Here is a 19,860-nt window from a genome sequence, read left to right on the forward strand (position 1 = left end):
TGATGTAAAAAAGCCCGCTGAACCGGGAACGGTCAGCGGGCTTTTTTGTGCGTGGTATTCAGGCGCGGGAGCGTTCGACCGGCGGCAGTTCCACCGTGCGTTCGGCGGCTGCCAGCGCCGCCGTTAAACCCGCTTGGTCCAGCGGCACGCAATACGCAGGTTTCGCCCGTTCAAAACGCCAGCTTTCATCCAGCCCGCCGGCGTCCACGGCATCGAAACCGAGCTGGTCGAGCAGCTTGATCACTTGCGCCTTCGCTGCGGCGTCATCGGCGGCCACCGGCAGTGCGCGGCGGTCTGGCGCGCCGTGGGGGCGGGCGTGTTGCGTCAGGTCGGGCGCAAAAATCGCATTGAACACTTTGACCACGTGAGCGTGCGGTAGATGCTCGGCGAGCAGCCGGCTGGTGGTGGTTTCAAAGCGGTCCAGCACGGCGATGTGCCCATCGCGGTCGGGGTAGTAATTGTTGGCGTCCATCACCGTTTTGCCTTCCAGCCATTGCGCGGGCACGCTGCGGTAATGCTCCAGGGGGATGGCCACCAGCACCACGTCGCCATACTTGGCGGCGTCTTCAGCACTGCCCACCTGCACGCCGAGCATGCCGCTGAGCACGCTGCTCATGGTCTGCGGGCCACGGGAGTTGCTCAACATCACTTCATGCCCGGCGGCCAGCGCCAGCTGTGCCACGGCACGCCCGATAAAACCTGCTCCAATCACACCGATCTTCATGGTCTTGCTCCTCGTCAGTCGTCGAGCGGTTATGATGATTGGCAACCAGTTGGCGATAAATGAGCGTTCTGGTGTTGGTGTTGTTACTGGGAGTGGGGAATGATGGACCGTCTTTCAAGCATGAATGCCTTTGTGATGGCCGCCGAGTTGGGCTCCTACGCCCGCGCCGCCGAGCGCTTGAATATGTCTGCGCAAATGGTGGCCAAGCATGTGGCTGCGCTGGAGCAACGGTTGGGCGCGCGTTTGCTCAACCGCACCACGCGTCGGCAAAGCCTGACGGAGTTGGGGCAGGCGTACTACGAGCGCTGCAAACATATTCTGACGGAGGCCGAGGCTGCCGATTCGCTCGCCCAGATCATGAATGACACGCCGCGCGGCAAGCTGAGAGTCACCGCCCCGGTCACCTTCGGCTCCTACAGCCTGATGCCGCTGATTACCGCGTTTTTGCGCGACAACCCGGACGTGGAAATCGACCTGCACCTGACGGATCGTTTCGTCGACTTGGTGGAGGAAGGCTATGAAGCGGCGTTCCGCATCGGCCCGCTGGCCACCACCGGGTTGACGGCCCGGCCACTGGCGCCTTATCGCCTGGTGGTGTGCGCGGCGCCTGCTTACCTGGCGGCGCGGGGTACGCCGCAGCGTCCGGCGGACCTTGCGCAGCATGAATGCCTGGGCTACGCCTTTTGGTCACGCCCGGCGGACCGCGAATGGGTCTTTCACCAAGGCGCGACGCCTTACAGGGTGCAGGTTGCCAGCCGCCTTCAGATCAATGAAAGCCGGGCGTTGATGTCGGCGGCACTGGATGGCTTCGGCATCGTGCTGGGCCCCGAAGACTTTCTGCGCACGGCCTTGGCCAAGGGCGAGTTGGTGCAGGTGCTGCCGGCATTTGAGGCGCCCAGCCGCCCCATGCACTTGGTCTACACCGCCAACCGGCAGCGCACCGCCAAGTTGCGGCGGTTTGTCGAGGCGGTGCTGGCGCGCTTCGGCCCGGCGTGAGGGCTCACATGTGGAAACCCTGTTTAACCTGCGCATACAGATGCAGGGCCAGTGCATTGCTGCTATCGCACAGCAGGTACAGATGATGCACCGGCAAGGGCGGTAACTCGAACCCTGCAATCACTTGCGTCAGGCCGGTGCCCATGCGGCTTTCCTCGATCAACCCGACCGCCACGCCGCTGCGGATACAGGCCTCGACCGCTGTGGAGTTGGGGCTCTCCAGCAATACCCGGTGGTAAATCCCGTGATCCTTCAGCGCCTGCAACGCCGCCGCACGGTACGGGCAGCCGGCCACCGGCACGGTGATCGGCAGCGCCGCATTCGGCGCGCAACGGAAGCCCTCGGCCGCCACCCACAGCGGCTGCACCGGCCCCAGGCGTTCGCCCTGGGCCAGCGGTTGTGCGCTGACGGTGATGGCCAGGTCGAGTTGGTTGGCCATAAACCTATTCAGCAGTTCACCGCTGGTGCGCGCTTCGACTTCCAGCTCCAGCAGCGGGTTGTCGGCGATCAAACGGGGCAGGAGCGCCTGCATGAACGCCGGAGCGTAGGTGTCCGGAATGCCCAGGCGAATCTTGCCCTGCATGCGCTGTGGCATCAGCGCGATCAGCAGGCGGTCGTGGCTCTTGAGAAACTCGATGGTTTCGCCCAGAAGCTTCTGGCCGTAGAGGGTCAGTTCAACGCCTTGGTTGCTGCGGCTGAACAGGCGCTGGCCAATTTGGTCTTCGAGCTTTTGAATCTGTGTGGTCACGGTCGACGCGCTGCGGTGCACATGCTCGGCCGCCTCGTTGAAGCGCCGAAAGCGCGCGACGGCATGGAAGGTACGCAGCAGATCGATATTCAGTTGTTTGGCCATGATTCCACTATTACGGATTAGTAGTGCCGTTAATTCAAATATACAGAAGCATGCGCGGCTCTTAGCCTTTGCGTCAATGTGCACTGACGGGAGGCTTCATGACGCGATCAACCTTAAAGCGGCTGCTGTTGCAGGTGGCGTTTGTTCTGTCGTGGAGCTCCGGCTATATCGGCGCCAAGTTGGGTACCCAAGGCGGCGGGGCGTTCAACCTGCTGTTCTGGCGCTTCCTGTTGGTCTCGGTGTGCCTGGGGCTGTTTTTGAATGTGAGGTTGTTGAAGGTTTCATGGGCTCAGGTTCGCCATTACGCCGTGATCGGCTTTCTGTCGCAGTTCCTGTACCTGAGTTGCCTGTACGTGGCGATCCAGAATGGCTTGCCGCCTGGCATTGCTGCGATCATTGCGGCGCTGCAGCCGTTGATGACAGCGGCACTGTCGACCGGCAGCGCGGCGGAGCGCAGCGGTGGCTGGCAGTGGCTCGGGCTGTTGATTAGCTTCGGCGGGGTGTCGATCGTGATTGCCGGGCAGTATGGCAGCGGCGGCCAAAGCGTCGGCCTGGTCATGTACCTGTTGCCACTGGCCTCGGCGTTGGGGCTGACACTGGCGACCTTGTATGAGCGCCGCACCGTGCACCGCCAGGACGCAGGCTTGGTGTTGCCGCTGTTTATCCAGTCGCTGCTGACCCTGGTCGGCTTTACCGCTGCGGTGCTTTACACCGACACGCTGAGTATTCCCCACGATCCTGACGTGTTGATCTCGATTGTCTGGCTGACGCTGTTCTCTACGTTCGTCGCCTACTTGAGCCTGTGGATGTTGTTACGGGTGATGACGGCGACCCATGTTGCGGCGCTGGTCTATCTGGAGCCGCCGGTAACGTTGGTGTGGGCGGCGCTGATGTTTGGCGATGTGATCGCAGGGTCGACCTACGCCGGCATTGCTGTGGTGGTTGCGGGGTTGCTGCTGGTGCGCCTGAAACGACCGACCGTCGCGTGTGCCTCCTGAGGCCAGCAGGTTCAGCAACCCGACAGATATCACCTGCTAAAAAAGAACTCAAGCCTAAGCAGGAGCGCGGCTCAAACAAGGGGGCATTTTTGATGGGTGTAGGCGTTGGGCGTCGGGGCCCGAGGGTTTTGTATGTGGCTACGTTATGCAGGATTGGTGGCGGCAGTTGTCGCGGCGTCTGAGTTGTGTGCAATCGCGTGTGTTGCATGAGTGCGGGCGGGTGTAAGTGTCGCGGTCATGAGTGCGGGCGGGTGTAACCGATGTTCGTCGGCGCGCCTGAAACGACCGACCGTCGCATGTGCCTCTTGAGGCCTGCGGGTTCAGCAAGCTGACAGACATCACCTGTTAAAAAAGAACCCAAGCCTAAGCAGGAGCGCGGCTGAAACAAGGGGGCATTTTTTACGGTGCAGGTGTTGGGCGTCAGCGCCCGAGGGTTTTGTATGTGGCTACGTTATGCGGCATTGGCGGCGGTAGTCGTCGCGGCGTCCGGGTGTGTGCAAGAGCGCGTTGTGCATGACCGCAGGCCGGTACAACGTGAGTATGTCGAAGTCGTTGCGCCGCAACCGCCGCCGGTGCAGGTGATCGAAGTCGAACCGGCTACGCGCTACGGCTATGTCTGGTCACGCGGTTACTGGCGTTGGGAAGGCGGGCGATACGTCGCGGTGCACGGCCATTGGGAGCAAGTGCGCGAAGGCTATCGTTATGTGCACCCGCATTGGGTGCAGCGCAATGACGGTTACCACTGGCAGGGCGGTGGCTGGGTTCGCTGAGCCCAGACCAAATAACGTCTAGATCGGCTTCTGGGTGCCTAGAAGCCGAACCTCCCGCAGCAACGCGGCACCGAGCTGATCGGTGCCCAGTTCCTTGTAGCCGACCGCCTTGACCTCGCCGTTCTCTTCCGCCTGGATGATGATCACCGGCGTTTCTTTGCCGGTGGCTTCGTCCACATGCATCGCATACTGGGGGATATCCAGCTTGATCGGCGTACCCGCCGCCTTGCCTTGCACATTGATCAGAAACGCCGCACAGCCTGTGTCGACATCCGTGCTGGTAGCTGAGCGGCCGCTGACGAAGCAACTCTGCGGCAGATCCGGCCAGGTGATGGTGTCGGCGCTGGCCAGGGTGCAGGCCATGCTCAAGGTAGCGAGAAGAAGCGTGCGCACGTGAGTCTGTCTCTCGATCAAGGTTGAACGCGGTTTTTACCAAAGCCTGAACGTCGTCGCAATGCCATGGCTCAGGCCAGCCGTTTCATTCCGGTGGCCTTGGCTGCGTTGAGGTCAAAGGTGGCGGTGTATTCACAGCCTGCTGCATGGGCGCAGCGTTCTATCAGGTAGTCGGCGAAATCGGCTTTGCCTGCCGTGAATCGTCGCAGGGCCTGCCAGATGATTTCGGCATGTTCGACGGTCAATTCACGCGTGCGCAACAGCGTTTCCAAAACATTCACCACATCACTCTTGGCCGACTGGTAGCAGCTTTGTAAAACCCAGACCAGTTCCAGCACGGACACCAGGCTCACAAAGCCCGGTGACAGCGTGGTGAGCGATTCGATCAGCGCCGATGCCTTGGGTGATTGAATGGGATCATCCTGGGTGACATAGCGCACCAGTACGTTGGTATCCAGCCCGATCATCCGGCTTTTGCTCCTTGCGCCGCGATGGCGTGGTTCATGTCTTCAATCGATACGGCGTGGGCAGGCTTGCGGATCAACCCTTTGAGGTTCTGCACGGTTTTGCTCGCCGCGATGATCGAAAATTTGCCATCTTCCGTTTCGACGAATTCAACCCGATCGCCCGTTTCCAGGCCGAGTGCTGTCCGGACTTGGACAGGTATGGTGATTTGCCCTTTTGAGGTCAATGTTGCGGTGGCCATAGCGAAGATCTCCATCGTGATATTCCTTACCCTAAGGTAAGGATTGATGAAGGACAAGATCCGTTGGTCCATAGGTTGCTCTGCTGGTAAGTGGGAACAGGTAAAACCCTAGTTCGAACTGTCTGCTCTCGCACGCCTGCCTCAGCCCCAAAGAGATACAAGCTATGACTGACCGCCGCCGCCTCATCATCCCCGCTGCCATGCAACCCATCGTTGAGCGTGCTGGCTACGTGCCCGCCGTTAAAGTTGGCAACACCTTGTACTGCGCAGGGCAGGTCGGCCGCACACTGGAACTGGCGGTGATAGAAGATCCCGAGGCGCAATTCATCGCCGCCTGGCAGAACCTGCTGCAGGTATTGGAGGAGGGCGGTTGTGGTTTTGAAGACGTGGTCGACATGACCACGTATCACGTCAACATGAGCCAGCACATGGCGGTTTTTCGCGAGGTGAAAAACCGCCTGTTCCCACGTGGCCATTGCGCCTGGACGACCATCGGGGTGTCCGAACTGGCACACCCCGGGTTGCTGGTGGAAATCAAATGTGTGGCGGTGCAACGCTAGTTATTGCACCACTCGGTAACACGGCACATACGCCGCGCCACCCGGCAACTTCATGCGGTGCTGGGCGACAAACGCCTGCAGCAGCTCGTCCAGTGGTTTCATGATCGCCGGGTCGCCGTGGATTTCGTACGGGCCGTGTTGCTCGATCAGGCGAATGCCCTTGTCCTTGACGTTGCCCGCCACGATCCCCGAGAACGCACGGCGCAGGTTGGCGGCGAGTTCATGGGGCGGTAGCGCATGGCTCAGTTGCAGGCTGGCCATGTTTTCGTGGGTCGGGTCGAACGGGCGTTGGAAGCCTTCGTCGATCTTCAGCAGCCAGTTGAAGTGGAACGCGTCGTTGCGCTCGCGGCGGAACTGCTTTACGGCCTTGAGCCCTACGGTCATCTGGCGCGCGACTTCAGCCGGGTCGTCGATGATGATCTGGTAGTGCGCCTGCGCCGCCTCGCCGAGGGTGGCACCGACGAACGCGTGCAGTTGTTGCAGGTACGGCGCGGCGTGTTTCGGCCCGGTGAGGATGACCGGGAACGGCACGTCGCGGTTGTCCGGGTGCATCAGGATGCCCAGCAGGTACAGGAACTCTTCGGCCGTGCCGGCACCGCCCGGGAAGATGATGATGCCGTGGCCGACGCGCACGAAGGCTTCCAGGCGTTTTTCGATGTCGGGCAAGATCACCAGTTCGTTAACGATCGGGTTCGGCGCTTCGGCCGCGATGATGCCCGGCTCGGTCAGGCCCAGGTAGCGCCCGCCGGTAATACGCTGTTTGGCGTGGGAAATGGTCGCACCCTTCATCGGGCCTTTCATCACGCCAGGGCCGCAACCGGTGCACACGTCGAGGCTGCGCAGGCCCAGTTCGTGGCCGACTTTCTTGGTGTATTTGTATTCTTCGGTGTTGATCGAGTGCCCGCCCCAGCACACCACGATTTTCGGCTCGACACCCGGGCGCAACGTACGGGCGTTGCGCAGCAGGTGGAACACGTAGTCGGTGATGCCTTGGGAGTCGCTCAGGTCGATGCGCTGGCTGCCCAGCTCATTCTCGGTGTAGACTATGTCGCGCAGGGCGCTGAACAGCATCTCGCGGGTGCTGGCGATCATTTCGCCATCGACGAAGGCGTCGGCCGGCGCGTTCAACAGTTCCAGGCGCACGCCACGGTCCTGCTGGTGGATACGCACTTCAAAGTCTTGATAGGCGTCGAGGATGGTCTTGGCGTTGTCGATATGCGCGCCGGTGTTGAGGATGGCCAGGGCGCATTGGCGGAACAGGGTGTAGATGCTGCCGGTGCCGGCTTCACTCAGTTGCTGAACTTCACGTTGGGACAGGGTTTCGAGGCTGCCCTTGGGGCTGACGGAGGCATTGATGACTTGACGTTGGGGCATTCTGATTCCTTGAAGGCGCAGCCACCGCACCCGCACAGGGCGGCGATGGCTTGAAAATGGTGAGCGCCGAATTCGGTCGCACGAGACTGTAGTTTGGCCGCCTCTCAGGCAGGGCGCAAACACCGTCCAGCACCATCATGCCGCAGAACTTACTGAATCAGCTTCCAGTTTTTGTAGAAAACCCGACGCAGGGTAAACACCAGCCCGGCAAAACCCGCGATCACGGCGTTGAGCACGGAGGGCAACAAGGTTGGCCGCACAATATCAATGAACAGGCAGTAACGTTTTGCGTCGTTTTTGTTGAAGGACGCGTGCATCAGCGTGTCATCGAAGATAAACAGCGGGTCGTCGTGCCAGTAGTGCTTGTGCTTGCCCACCTGGATAAAGACACCGTCGTGGTGAGGCGCCGGCGCCATGTTGTAGAGCACACGGAACATCATGCGCAGCGGGCCGAAGTGGAAGGAGGTCGAGCGGTTTTCGTTGAACACCGAGACGCCGATGGTCTTCACAAACGGCAGTTTCTTGCGCAGTTGCGGGATGTCCAAGGTGGTTTCGATTGGGCGGCCGTACCACTGGAAGAACAACATGCCGCGCTTCTTCTCGGCCATGCGCTCGTCCAGGTAACTGATGATTTCATCTTTGTTGGCCATGGCATCGTCGATGACCTGCTGCAGGTCTTCACGCCAGGCGGGTGGCAGGTCGCGCATGGTGTAGACATGGCGGTTGCGCAGGCTCAACAGGTCAAACAGGGTGTTGAACGGTGCCAATATCCAGGTGTTGCGGCCACTGCCGATGAAGTACTTCTTGATGGTGTTGGCGTCATAGAGGCCGTTACGCAGGAAGTCGTAGACACCGCACACCAGCACCAGGCCGAGGAATACCGCGGTGGTCAGGGGAAAGAGGCAAATAATCAGCAGGACGCCAATGACCCAGGCGACCGACACTGCTTTTTTGCGTAAGGCAGACTTGCTCATGAAACTCAGCTCCAGCTGGACGCCATAGTATGAACAAATCTTCATATTTAGGGTCGGGTTCAGAATTCTGCGCAGGAAGCTCGGTAGGTGTGTGAACGGTAGCAGGCATGCGCCAAAAAGCGCTGCGCCGATTGGATTTTGTAAACAGAAGATTTACGACTATCGTGACGCTTCGGTTTTTCGGGCGTCATAGACCGGTACGATTAAGTTGAACGGCCACCATTGGCCTTCGGCACCTTGGAAGAGGCAGAAATTTTATGATCATCAAACCGCGGGTTCGTGGCTTTATCTGTGTGACCGCTCACCCTGTTGGCTGTGAAGCGAACGTCAAGGAACAGATCGACTACGTAACCAAGAATGGCGTTATCGAAGGCGGCCCGAAGAAGGTGCTGGTCCTCGGCGCCTCCACCGGTTACGGCCTGGCCGCGCGCATCAGTGCAGCGTTTGGCTGCGGCGCCGACACCCTGGGTGTGTTTTTTGAGAAAGAAGGCGAAGAAGGCAAACTGAGCTCCGCCGGCTGGTACAACAGCGCGGCGTTCGAGAAGTTTGCGGTTGAAAAAGGCCTGTACGCCAAGAGCATCAACGGCGACGCGTTCTCCGACGAGATCAAGCGCCTGACCATCGAAACCATCAAGAAAGACCTGGGCAAGATCGACCTGGTCGTTTACAGCCTGGCCGCGCCACGCCGTACCGACCCGCAAGGCGTGGTGCACACCTCCACCCTCAAGCCGATCGGCAAGGCTGTGACCCTGCGCGGTATCAACACCGACAAAGGCGTTGTGGTCGACACCACGCTTGAGCCTGCCACCCAGGAAGAAATCGACGGCACCGTGAAAGTCATGGGCGGCGAAGACTGGCAGCTGTGGATCGACGCCCTGCGTGACGCCGACGTACTGGCCGAAGGCGCCAAGACCACCGCGTTCACCTACCTCGGTGAAAAGCTGACCCAGGACATCTACTGGAACGGCTCCATCGGCGAAGCCAAGAAAGACCTGGACAAAAAAGTCCTGACCCTGCGCGACAACCTCGCCGCACTCAAGGGCGACGCCCGTGTGTCGGTGCTCAAGGCCGTCGTCACCCAGGCCAGCTCGGCCATCCCGATCATGCCGCTGTATTTGTCGCTGCTGTTCAAAGTGATGAAAGAGCAGGGCACTCACGAAGGTTGCATCGAGCAGGTCTACGGCCTGTTCAAGGACAGCCTGTACGGCAAAGAGCCCAAGCTTGATGCCGACGGCCGCCTGCGTGCCGACCTGGCTGAGCTGGAGCCGAAAGTCCAGGACGCCGTGGCGGCGCTGTGGAACCAGGTGACTGACGACAACGTTAACGAGATCAGCGATTTTGCCGGTTACAAGGCTGAGTTCCTGCGGTTGTTCGGTTTTGAAATCGACGGTGTTGATTACGAAGCGGATGTGAACCCGACCGTTAAGATCAATGGTCTGATCCACGCCTGAAACACGCTCTAAAAATGTAAGAGCTGTTTATGTGGGAGCTGGCTTGCCTGCGATAGCAACACCACGGTGTGTCAGTCACACCGCAGTGTGTCAGTCACACCGCAGTGTTGCTATCGCAGGCAAGCCAGCTCCCACATTTGTTTGCGTCACGCCTTCCTTTTGGGAACCCTCCCACCCGCCCTCACAATCTGCCAGACTCCACCGGCTATCAAGCCACGCTAACGGAGGATCTGATGACGATTCGTGCAGTAGTTTTTGATTTCGGCGGTGTCCTGTTCGACTGGAACCCGCACCACCTGTACCGCAAGCTGATTGCCGATGATCTTGAGCGGCAACACTTTCTCGACACCATTTGCACCCAGGCCTGGAACACCGAGCAGGACGCCGGCCGCCGCCTGGCCGAAGGCACGCGCCACCTGATTGAGCAATACCCGCAACATCAACCCTTGATCCAGGCCTATTACGATCGCTGGCACGAGATGCTGCGCGGCTCATTGCCGGAAGGCGTGGCGATCCTCGAAGCGTTGCATGCGGCCGATATGCCGCTGTTCGGGCTCACCAACTGGTCCGCTGAAACCTTCCCCTATGCGCTGGCCAACTATCCGTTCCTGCAGCGTTTTCGCGACATCGTGGTGTCGGGCGAGCTGAAGCTGATCAAGCCGGATGCGGCGATCTATCACGCGAGCCTAAGCCAGGTGCGTGCCCATCTGCCGGATATCCAGGCCAGTGAAGTGGTGTTTATCGATGATGTCGCCGGCAATATCGAGGCGGCGGTCGCCCTCGGTTGGCAGGGGATTCACCATGTGTCGGCCGAACGTACAGCGGCGCGCCTGCGCGAGTTGGGTGTGGGCTTCTAGCGCGCCCACTTCTCCATGGCGAAATCCACAAAGGCGCGCAGCTTGGGCAGGCGATAACGGTCTTGGCGGTAGAGCAAGTGCATGGGGCGGCTGGACAGTTGATAGGTGGTCAGCAAGGTCACCAGCTTGCCGCTCTCCAGGTCCGGTTGCACCAGGGCATCGGCCAGCATGATGATGCCCATGCCGTTGACGGCTGCCTGGCGCAAGCCTTGCGAGCTGTTGATGGTCAATGAGCCGGCCACCGGAACCTCCACCTCGCCTTCCTCCCCGGTCATGCGCCAGAGCTTGTCGGTGTCGCGCCAGTTGTCGGTCGCAGGGTAGGCGAACGCCAGGCAGTCGTGCTGCCGCAGGTCATCGGGTTTCGAAGGCGTGCCACGTCGCGCCAGATACGCAGGTGATGCGCAGAGGGTCAGGGTGTAGGCCTGCATGGGCCTGGCGATCAGGCTGGAGGTTTCCAGTTCGCCGAGGCGGATCGCCACGTCGAAGCCGCTGTCGACCAAGTTCATCCGCTCATTGCTCAGCATCACGTGCAGGTCGATCAGTGGGTAGCGCTGGGAAAATTCGCTCAGGGCCGGTGCGAGGCGTTCGGTGCCAAACACCGGCGGTGCGGTGATACGCAGGCTGCCTTTGGGGGTTCCGCTGTGGATCTGCTCCGCCAGTAACTCGGAGTCGGCCACCAGCCCCAGCACTTCCAGGCAACGCTGGTAGTACTGCTCTCCAAACTCGGTGAGGCTCTGCTTGCGCGTGGTGCGCTTGAGCAGGCTGACGCCCAGGCGTTGCTCCAGCGCGCGCAGGTGATTGCCGACCATGGTGGTCGACATCCCGCATTCCTGCGCGGCAGCCGTCATGCTGCCGGTCTCCACCACTTGCACGTACACCGACATTGCCTGGAACAAATCCATTATCAAGCCCTGGTTTAAAGTCATTGCAGGAATGCGCAGTTTATCCAGCTCAGGTGGCTAACGATACTGCACCCATCCCAACGATGCACTGGAGCCTGCCACCATGACCGCCGCCTGCCTGATGACCACGTATCAACCTTTGGCCCTGAGCTTCACCCGTGGCTTGGGCACGCGCCTCTGGGACCAGCAGGGCCGTGAATACCTCGACGCGGTAGCGGGTGTGGCGGTGACCAATGTCGGGCACTCCCACCCAAGGCTGGTGGCGGCGATCAGTGAGCAGGCGGGCCTGCTGCTGCACACGTCCAACCTCTACAGCATTGATTGGCAGCAGCGCCTGGCCCAGCGCCTTACGCAGTTGTCGGGCCTGGACCGCGCCTTCTTCAACAACTCCGGCGCCGAAGCCAACGAGACGGCGCTGAAACTGGCACGGCTGCATGGCTGGAAAAAAGGTATTGAAGAACCGTTGGTGGTGGTGATGGAAAACGCTTTTCACGGGCGCACCCTCGGCACCATGGCGGCCAGCGATGGCCCCTCGGTGCGCCTGGGCTTCCAGCGTTTGCCGGGGGATTTTCTCAAGGTCGGGTTTGGCGACCTGGCGGCGCTGGACGTCATCACTGAACAATTCGGTACGCGCATTGCGGCCGTGCTGCTGGAACCGATCCAGGGCGAAAGTGGCGTGTTACCCGCGCCGCCCGGCTACCTCAAAGCCCTGCGCGATCACTGCACGCGCCACGGCTGGCTGATGATGCTGGATGAAATCCAGACCGGCATCGGCCGCACTGGCGCCTGGTTTGCGTTTCAGCATGAAGGCATCACCCCGGACGTGATGACCCTGGCCAAAGGCCTCGGCAACGGCGTGCCCATCGGCGCCTGCCTGGCTCGCGCCGCAGTCGCCCAGTTGTTCACGCCGGGCAGCCACGGCAGCACGTTCGGCGGCAACCCGTTGGCCTGCCGTGTGGGTTGCACGGTGCTGGATATTATTGAAGAGCAGGGCTTGCTGCAGAACGCCGCGCACCAGGGCGAACGGCTGCTGGCGCGGTTGCGGGTGGAGTTGAGTGAACACCCGCAGGTGCTGGCGATTCGCGGGCAGGGCTTGATGATTGGTATCGAACTGGCCCGCCCGTATCGCGACTTGGCACAGCGTGCGGCGCACGAGCATGGGCTGCTGATTAACGTGACGCGGGGCAAGATCATCCGATTGCTGCCGCCGCTGACGCTGGAGGCAAAAGAAGTGGAGATGATCGTAAGGGCCATCACCCGCTTATTGGATTGAAGCCCGATCAAAATGTGGGCGCTGGCTTGCCTGCGATAGCATCACCTCGGTCTGACATTAAGACCGCGGCGCCTGCATCGCAGGCAAGCCAGCTCCCACACAAGCTCACATTTGAACGGCGTGACGTTCAGAGATCTGGGCCATTCAGCCATTCTTGATTCATGGTTTCGGTGTCGCCCAGGTACTCCAGCAACCAACTCATTGCCGGCGACAGCTTGCTCTGCGCCCACGCCACGCACGACGGGCTGGCTGGGAACGGTCGGCTCAATTGCAGCGCCACCAGCTCGCCGCGTTCGATCCACGGCAACACTTGATGCGTCGGCGCCATGCCGACGCACAGGCCATCGCGCAAGCAATCAATCGCCGAGGACCAGTTGGGCACCACCAGCCGGCGTTGGTTATCCAGGGTCCAGGTGTCGCGCTTGGGCAGGTTGCGTGAAGTGTCGGTCATGCACAGCGACGCGAACGGGCGCAGTTGATCGTCACTGAGCAAGCCGTCCATCGCCGCCAATGGATGCTGGGCGCTGACCACACACAGCCAGTTCAGCAGGCCCATGTCGCGAAACGTGAAGTGGCTGGCCACCGGCACCGCACTGGTGGCGCCGATGACGATATCGGTACGGTCGTCGGCGAGGGCGTCCCACACGCCGTTGTACACCTCGTATTCCAGCAGCAATTCCACCTCGGGAAAGCGCCGGTAGAAGTCCAGCACCAGTTGCCGGCAACGCTGGGGCTTGACGATGGAGTCCACGGCCACCTTCAATTGGCCGCTCCAGCCATTCGCCACCTGCTGGCACAAACGCCGGGTGCCGAGCATTTTTTTCATCACGCCACGGGCTTCGTCGATAAACAGGCGCCCGGCGGGGGTTAGCTCCACGTCGCGATGGCGGCGCACAAACAGCGGCACCGCCAGCCATTCCTCAAGCTGGCGCACCGTGTAGCTGATGGCGGAAGGCACGCGGTGCAGCTCCTGAGCGGCGGCGCTGAAGCTGCCATGGCGTGCCACGGCATCGACGACATCCAGCGAGTATTCGGACCACATGGCGGCTGCCTTCAAAAAAATTGATAAGAGTATCCAATTATTATCGCTTCACACACAAACTGTCAGCTTCATAATGGGCGCCAGTCAGCAAATAGTTTGATGGCAGGTTCAGCAAGGCTTCAATGAAAAATTCTTTTGGTTTCACTTGGTATCTGGCGGGGCTGAGCATGCTCGGTTATCTCGCCATGGACATGTACTTGCCGGCGTTCGGCGCCATGGGCGAGCAATTACACATAAGCCCAGGTGCCGTGGGCGCCAGCTTGAGTATTTTCCTCGCTGGGTTTGCGGTGGGGCAGCTGTTGTGGGGGCCGTTGTCCGACCGCCTGGGGCGCAAGCCGATCCTGCTGACGGGCCTGAGCCTGTTTGTGCTGGGGTGCGCGGGCATGTTCTGGGTCGAAACGGCGCCGCAATTGTTGGCGTTGCGTTTTATCCAGGCGATTGGTGTGTGTTCCGCAGCGGTGAGTTGGCAGGCGCTGGTGATCGACCGCTACCCGGCCGACAAGGCGCACCGCGTGTTCGCCAGCATCATGCCGCTGATGTCGCTGTCACCGGCCCTGGCGCCGTTGCTGGGCGCCATGGTGTTGAATCACTTCGGCTGGCAGGCGATCTTCGCGGTGTTGCTGGGCGTGTCGCTGCTGTTGCTGCTGCCGACGTTGTTCCTGCGCAAGATGCCGAAACGTCGGGCAGAGGAGGGCGAGCCTTCGCGCCTCGGTTATGGGCAGTTGCTGACCTCCCGCGTGTTCACCGGCAACGTGATGATCTTCGCCGCCTGTTCGGCCAGTTTCTTCGCCTGGCTGACGGCTTCGCCCTTCATCCTCGGCGATATGGGCTACAGCCCGAATGACATTGGCTTGAGCTATGTGCTGCCGACCTTGGCCTTTTTGGTCGGTGGCTACAGCTGCCGTAGCGCCTTGCAGCATTACCAGGGCAAAACCCTGTTGCCTTGGTTGCTGGTGGCTTATTGCATCAGCATGGTGGCGTTGTACCTGGTCGCCACGTTGACGGTGCCGACCTTGACCACTTTGCTGATCCCGTTCTGCCTGATGGCACTGGTTAACGGTGCGAGCTACCCCATTGTGGTGGCGAATGCGCTGATGCCCTTTGCGGAAAATTCCGGCAAGGCGGCGGCACTGCAAAACACCTTGCAACTGGGGCTGTGCTTTCTCAGCAGCCTGCTGGTGTCGTCGATGATTGATCAGCCGCTGCTGATTACCGTGATCGTGATGCTGGCGACGGCGCCGTTGGCGGTGCTGGGTTACTGGTTGGCGCGGCCGAAGACGGACAATCCGGAGCTCGCAAACGCCTGATCTGATGTGGGAGCTGGCTTGCCTGCGATCGCATCGCTGAAGTGCGCCGTGGCTGATAAACCGAGGTGCCTGCATCGCAGGCAAGCCAGCTCCCACAGTTGACCCAGTTCTTCAGCTGATTGAGTGGCGACTTTTAGAAGGTCACTTCCATATTCAGCGTAGGCGTTGACGTCCGGGTACCCCGGCCACCGTCCACGCCGAATTTGTTATGCCAATACTCGTAACCCACCCCCAGATACAGGTTCGGCCTCACGCTTTTACCCGGCCGCACCGCCACCATCAGCGCGCTGCGCATCAGCGTTTCCGGCGCGGTGTCACGGCCATGGTAGTCCTCGCCTTTTTCCCCGACATAATTGACAAACCCCTGGAATTTCGCCGCGTGGTTGGCGATGTCGAACGGGCGCATCCACGTCAGGTTGAGCATGTAGGTGTCGTCAAACGTGTGGTTCGACTCTTGCGCGCCGGGGATGCCGGTGTGGTTCCTTTCCTTGTAGTACATCAGGCTCAAATCCAGCACGCCGACGGTGTTGAACTTCAATGTCGGGCCGATCACCAGTGCGCGCTTTTTGGCTGAGGCGAGGTTGTTGTTGCGGTTGGCGTCAAAGCCCAGGGTCAGGGCGTAATCCTTGATCAGCCCGGTGCCGAGCGGCACATCGAATACCCGTGACGCGTACAGCTGGTGCCGGTACACCGCGTAAACCTCACTGCCGCCATGGTCGGTGCCCTTGCGCGGGTCGCGGCTGTCGGACAGAAACACATCGAGGTTCAGATAGTTGCTGCCGTATTGGTAGCCGCTGGCGTGGGTAAAGCTGTAGATGCGCTTGCTGAAGTCGTCGGGGTTGTTCGGGTTGGTGAAGTGCTGGCCGTAGCGAAATCCCACGCTGTTGTTCATCCATTCCACTGCGACAGCCTCCCCGCCGCCGAGGAGGGTGAGTGCAACGGTTGCGCCCTGTAATGCCTTTTTCATTGTTCTAGGTCCTTTGGCGTTCTGGCTCATGACGGCCGGATTATTTTTGTAACGCCGATGGAGGGTATCTTGTTCGATTGATTGTATACAACTCTATGGACATCCAGTCCAAACATTGCATACAGTGCTCGCACAACAAAAACAGAGAACCCCTCACCATGACTATCCCGAAGGCGTCACCGCAGCGGCCAGAAGATGAGAATCTTGGCGTCGCCGCCAACATGGCTTACGGCCTGCAGCATGTGCTCACCATGTACGGCGGCATCGTTGCCGTGCCGTTGATCGTCGGCCAGGCGGCCGGGTTGTCGCCGGCGGATATCGGCCTGTTGATCGCCGCGTCGCTGTTTGCCGGTGGCCTGGCCACGCTGCTGCAAACCCTGGGCCTGCCGTTTTTTGGCTGCCAATTGCCGTTGGTGCAGGGCGTGTCGTTTGCCGGTGTGGCAACCATGGTGGCGATTGTCGGCAGTGATGGCGCCGGCGGGGTGCCGGCGATTCTTGGGGCGGTGATGGCCGCGTCGTTGATCGGCCTGTTGATCACGCCGGTGTTCTCTCGGATTACCAAGTTTTTCCCGCCGCTGGTCACCGGTATTGTGATCACCACCATCGGCCTGACCTTAATGCCCGTGGCGGCGCGCTGGGCCATGGGCGGCAATAGCCGCGCAGCGGATTTCGGCAGCATGCCGAACATCGGCCTGGCGGCGCTGACCTTGGTACTGGTGCTGCTGCTGAGCAAGATCGGCAGCGCCACTATTTCGCGGTTGTCGATCCTGCTGGCGATGGTGATTGGCACCGTGATCGCGGTGTTCCTCGGCATGGCGGATTTCTCCGGCGTCGCCCAAGGGCCGATGTTTGGCTTTCCCACGCCTTTCCATTTCGGCATGCCGACCTTCCATGTGGCCGCGATCATTTCCATGTGCATCGTGGTGATGGTGACCTTGGTGGAAACCTCGGCGGACATCCTGGCAGTGGGCGAGATTATCGACACCAAAGTCGACTCCAAACGCCTGGGTAACGGCCTGCGCGCCGACATGCTGTCGAGCATGTTCGCGCCGATTTTCGGTTCATTCACCCAAAGCGCGTTCGCCCAGAACGTCGGTTTGGTGGCGGTGACCGGCGTGAAGAGTCGCTTTGTGGTGGCCACCGGCGGGATGTTCCTGGTGGTGCTCGGCCTGTTGCCCTTTATGGGTCGGGTGATTGCGGCCGTACCAACGTCGGTACTCGGCGGCGCCGGGATTGTGCTGTTCGGCACCGTGGCGGCCAGTGGTATTCGCACGCTGTCGAAGGTGGATTACCGCAACAACATGAACCTGATCATTGTTGCAACGAGCATCGGTTTCGGCATGATCCCCATCGCCGCGCCGAATTTCTACGACCACTTCCCCACTTGGTTTGCGACCATTTTTCATTCGGGCATCAGTTCGTCGGCGATCATGGCGATCCTGCTGAACCTGGGCTTCAACCACTTCACCGCCGGTAACTCGGACCAGCAGTCGGTGTTCGTGGCGGGGACTGAGCGCAGTTTGTGCTTCCACGACGTGGCGGCGTTGCGCGAGGGGGATTACTTCAGCGGCGGTAAGTTGTTTGATGCTGACGGGAAGGAGATTCCGGTGCTGGTGGATGCGCCTAGGAAGGCTGTAAAGCCTGAAACCACCGAAGTCTAACTGTGGGAGCTGGCTTGCCTGCGATGGATCACTGGTTAACGGGGCGCTAGATCAAGATCAAGATCAAAAGCAAGAGCACGGCGGCCTAGTAGCCGACCTGAGTGGTTGAAGCAAAAGCAGGGCAAAAGCACAGCAGCACACTCTCTGTCTGATGTACCGAGATCAAATGTGGGAGCGGGCTTGCTCGCGAAGGCGGTGGGTCAGTCAGCTATTGTAACTGACCCACCGCCTTCGCGAGCAAGCCGCTCCCACAATTTTGACCGAGTTTAGCTGCCAGCACCGCAGTGCTCTGCTTTTCTGTGGGAGCTGGCTTGTCGGATCGCCGCACCGCTGCGATGCAGCACCTCGGTGTTCAGGCAACCAGGATGCCATCGCAGGCAAGCCAGCTCCCACATTTGCCGAGTACACACATCTACCTGATGTACTGAGCTCAAAATGTGGGAGCGGGCTTGCTCGCGAATGCGGTGGGCCATTCACCAGATACATCAACTGACACACCGCCATCGGGAGCAAGTCGAACCGTCGCACCGCCCCTCCCACAATTCGCCGCCGTGCTCTTGCTTTTGATTTGATCTTGATCTTAGGCGCCCCGTTAAACCACGCTGGCCGAACGCAGGCTTTGGAGCGGGGTAAACCGGCAGGACGCCGGTTTAGCCGCGATGGGCCAAGGATGGCCCATGGCGGCGGCCCCGTCCAAAGCCGGAGTGAGCAACCGTGTCGAAATTCAAGCCATTTCAGCGAAATGCTTTTGATCGCGCACCATCGCATTCAAGATCGTCAGCAGCTTTCTCATGCAGAGCGGAACCAATATCAGCCATCACCCCAATAACGGATATGTACCCAGCAGACCCTCGACAACACCAATTCCCTCAAAGCTGATAATTCTTCAACTCCCGCGCAATCACCATCCGCTGAATCTCACTCGTCCCCTCAGGGATTACTTCAGCGGCGGTAAGTTGTTTGATGCTGACGGGAAGGAGATTCCGGTGCTGGTGGATGCGCCTAGGAAGGCTGTAAAGCCTGAAACCACCGAAGTCTAACTGTGGGAGCTGGCTTGCCTGCGATGGCATCAACTGGCTATGCCTGATGCACCGAGGTGCCTGCATCGCAGGCACGCCAGTTCCCACATAAACCCAGTTCCACATTTTGGGTGGTGTTGTTTCAGTTATTACTGCGCATCAAACGCCTGCCCATTAATGCCGGTACTGTCCGGCCCCATCAGGTACAGGTACACCGGCATGATCTCTTCCGGCGCAGGCCTTTCCATCGGGTTCTCGCCTGGGTAGGCCTGGGCACGCATGCTGGTGCGTGTACCGCCCGGGTTGATGCTGTTGGAGCGCACGGCCGCCACATCCTCAAGCTCATCGGCCAGGGTTTGCATCAAGCCTTCAGTGGCGAATTTCGACACGCCATAAGCGCCCCAGTACGCCCGGCCTTTGCGCCCGACGCTGCTGGAGGTGAACACCACCGACGCATCCTGGGACAGCTTGAGCAGCGGCAGCAAGGTGCTGGTCAGCATGAACATCGCGTTGACGTTGACGTGCATCACCCGCATGAAATTCTCACCGGACAACTGCTCGATCGGCGTGCGTGGGCCGATGATCGAGGCGTTGTGCAGCAGGCCGTCGAGGCGGCCGAATTCTTTTTCGATCATCGCGGCCAGCTCATCGTATTGATGGGGCAGGGCGGTCTCCAGGTTGAACGGAATCACCACCGGTTGCGGTTGGCCGGCCGCTTCGATCTCGTCGTACACCTGGGCCAGGTTGGCTTCGGTCTTACCCAGCAACAGCACGGTGGCGCCATGGGCGGCATAGGTTTTCGCCGCCGCCGCGCCAATCCCGCGACCGGCACCGGTCACCAGGATCACGCGGCCTTTGAGCAGTTCTGGACGTGCGCAGTAATCAAACATAAATAGCCTCGACAGAATTCAAGCTGATACAGCTCTTGAAGTGGAATCCATTTCAGATGGGAGCTGGCTTGCCTGCGGTAGCGGTCTGCCAGCCAGCACCTGTGGCGACAGGTACTCAGCCATCGCAGGCAAGCCAGCTCCCA

20 protein-coding genes are annotated in these 19,860 nt (G+C 60.3%); 9 read left to right on the forward strand and 11 right to left on the reverse strand.

The genetic code is table 11. The features are described from left to right. Positions 1-58: 58 nt before the first annotated feature. On the reverse strand, positions 59-724 hold the full coding sequence (locus GJU48_RS07570) for an NADPH-dependent F420 reductase (protein WP_094952873.1): 666 nt from the start codon (positions 722-724) through the stop codon (positions 59-61). Positions 725-823: 99 nt separating this feature from the next. Between GJU48_RS07570 and GJU48_RS07575 the strand changes: the two genes are divergently transcribed. After that, positions 824-1,720 carry a LysR family transcriptional regulator gene (locus GJU48_RS07575; RefSeq protein ID WP_094952872.1) on the forward strand — a complete coding sequence of 299 codons (897 nt, stop codon included), beginning with the start codon at positions 824-826 and terminating at the stop codon, positions 1,718-1,720. A 4-nt stretch (positions 1,721-1,724) separates the two neighbouring features. Here GJU48_RS07575 and GJU48_RS07580 read toward each other — a convergent pair whose 3' ends face one another. Further along, a complete protein-coding gene (locus tag GJU48_RS07580) occupies positions 1,725-2,573 on the reverse strand; it encodes a LysR substrate-binding domain-containing protein (protein WP_094952871.1) in 849 nt (282 codons plus the stop codon). 98 nt (positions 2,574-2,671) lie between these two features. On the opposite strand from GJU48_RS07580, the gene GJU48_RS07585 reads away from it, so the two are divergent. Together GJU48_RS07585 and GJU48_RS07590 are read left to right on the forward strand one after the other, a co-directional pair. Beyond that, a complete protein-coding gene (locus GJU48_RS07585; protein ID WP_094952870.1) occupies positions 2,672-3,571 on the forward strand; it encodes a DMT family transporter in 900 nt (299 codons plus the stop codon). Positions 3,572-4,011: 440 nt separating this feature from the next. Then, on the forward strand, positions 4,012-4,341 hold the full coding sequence (locus GJU48_RS07590; RefSeq protein ID WP_094952869.1) for a YXWGXW repeat-containing protein: 330 nt from the start codon (positions 4,012-4,014) through the stop codon (positions 4,339-4,341). 18 nt (positions 4,342-4,359) lie between these two features. Here GJU48_RS07590 and GJU48_RS07595 read toward each other — a convergent pair whose 3' ends face one another. From GJU48_RS07595 to GJU48_RS07605, 3 genes are all read right to left on the reverse strand, one after another. Next, positions 4,360-4,704, reverse strand: a complete 345-nt coding sequence (locus tag GJU48_RS07595) for a hypothetical protein (RefSeq protein WP_094952868.1) — start codon at positions 4,702-4,704, stop codon at positions 4,360-4,362. 101 nt (positions 4,705-4,805) lie between these two features. Beyond that, entirely contained in the window at positions 4,806-5,201 is a 396-nt protein-coding gene (locus GJU48_RS07600) for a PIN domain-containing protein (protein WP_094952867.1), read from the reverse strand. Next, positions 5,198-5,455, reverse strand: a complete 258-nt coding sequence (locus GJU48_RS07605; RefSeq protein WP_094952866.1) for an AbrB/MazE/SpoVT family DNA-binding domain-containing protein — start codon at positions 5,453-5,455, stop codon at positions 5,198-5,200. Before GJU48_RS07605 ends, GJU48_RS07600 begins: the two co-directional genes overlap by 4 nt. A 149-nt stretch (positions 5,456-5,604) precedes the next feature. Between GJU48_RS07605 and GJU48_RS07610 the strand changes: the two genes are divergently transcribed. Further along, positions 5,605-6,000, forward strand: coding sequence for a RidA family protein (locus GJU48_RS07610; RefSeq protein WP_094952865.1), 396 nt, complete (start codon positions 5,605-5,607; stop codon positions 5,998-6,000). On the opposite strand, the gene ppnN is transcribed toward GJU48_RS07610, so the two are convergent. Further along, positions 6,001-7,374 (reverse strand): nucleotide 5'-monophosphate nucleosidase PpnN, encoded by a 1,374-nt coding sequence (gene ppnN, locus GJU48_RS07615; protein WP_094952864.1) that lies wholly within the window; start codon positions 7,372-7,374, stop codon positions 6,001-6,003. Positions 7,375-7,523: 149 nt separating this feature from the next. Next, on the reverse strand, positions 7,524-8,348 hold the full coding sequence (locus GJU48_RS07620; protein WP_094952863.1) for an aspartyl/asparaginyl beta-hydroxylase domain-containing protein: 825 nt from the start codon (positions 8,346-8,348) through the stop codon (positions 7,524-7,526). 257 nt (positions 8,349-8,605) lie between these two features. Between GJU48_RS07620 and fabV the strand changes: the two genes are divergently transcribed. Beyond that, entirely contained in the window at positions 8,606-9,799 is a 1,194-nt protein-coding gene (gene fabV / locus GJU48_RS07625; protein WP_094952862.1) for an enoyl-ACP reductase FabV, read from the forward strand. A gap of 233 nt (positions 9,800-10,032) precedes the next feature. Then, positions 10,033-10,656: an HAD family hydrolase gene (locus tag GJU48_RS07630; RefSeq protein WP_094952861.1), complete on the forward strand. Its 624-nt coding sequence runs from the start codon at positions 10,033-10,035 to the stop codon at positions 10,654-10,656. On the opposite strand, the gene GJU48_RS07635 is transcribed toward GJU48_RS07630, so the two are convergent. Then, positions 10,653-11,558: a LysR family transcriptional regulator gene (locus tag GJU48_RS07635; RefSeq protein WP_094952860.1), complete on the reverse strand. Its 906-nt coding sequence runs from the start codon at positions 11,556-11,558 to the stop codon at positions 10,653-10,655. The two genes, GJU48_RS07630 and GJU48_RS07635, sit on opposite strands and share 4 nt — an antisense overlap. 103 nt (positions 11,559-11,661) lie before the next feature. On the opposite strand from GJU48_RS07635, the gene GJU48_RS07640 reads away from it, so the two are divergent. Next, positions 11,662-12,831, forward strand: a complete 1,170-nt coding sequence (locus GJU48_RS07640) for an aspartate aminotransferase family protein (RefSeq protein WP_094952859.1) — start codon at positions 11,662-11,664, stop codon at positions 12,829-12,831. A 127-nt stretch (positions 12,832-12,958) separates the two neighbouring features. On the opposite strand, the gene punR is transcribed toward GJU48_RS07640, so the two are convergent. Continuing rightward, entirely contained in the window at positions 12,959-13,873 is a 915-nt protein-coding gene (gene punR, locus GJU48_RS07645) for a DNA-binding transcriptional activator PunR (protein WP_094952858.1), read from the reverse strand. Positions 13,874-13,995: 122 nt separating this feature from the next. On the opposite strand from punR, the gene punC reads away from it, so the two are divergent. Continuing rightward, complete coding sequence (punC, locus tag GJU48_RS07650; protein ID WP_094952857.1) at positions 13,996-15,180, forward strand: purine nucleoside transporter PunC; 1,185 nt, start codon at positions 13,996-13,998, stop codon at positions 15,178-15,180. Positions 15,181-15,313: 133 nt separating this feature from the next. Here punC and GJU48_RS07655 read toward each other — a convergent pair whose 3' ends face one another. Then, positions 15,314-16,147, reverse strand: coding sequence for a nucleoside-binding protein (locus GJU48_RS07655; RefSeq protein ID WP_094952919.1), 834 nt, complete (start codon positions 16,145-16,147; stop codon positions 15,314-15,316). 158 nt (positions 16,148-16,305) lie between these two features. Here GJU48_RS07655 and GJU48_RS07660 point away from each other — a divergent pair, with 158 nt between their 5' ends. Beyond that, on the forward strand, positions 16,306-17,808 hold the full coding sequence (locus GJU48_RS07660) for a nucleobase:cation symporter-2 family protein (protein WP_094952934.1): 1,503 nt from the start codon (positions 16,306-16,308) through the stop codon (positions 17,806-17,808). 1,168 nt (positions 17,809-18,976) lie between these two features. Here GJU48_RS07660 and GJU48_RS07665 read toward each other — a convergent pair. Further along, the gene (locus GJU48_RS07665) at positions 18,977-19,717 is read right to left on the reverse strand and encodes a YciK family oxidoreductase (protein WP_094952920.1); all 741 of its coding nucleotides are present in this window, start codon (positions 19,715-19,717) and stop codon (positions 18,977-18,979) included. Between the last annotated feature and the right edge of the window lie 143 nt (positions 19,718-19,860).

It is taken from the genome of Pseudomonas sp. IB20 (assembly GCF_009707325.1).
Classification (GTDB): domain Bacteria; phylum Pseudomonadota; class Gammaproteobacteria; order Pseudomonadales; family Pseudomonadaceae; genus Aquipseudomonas.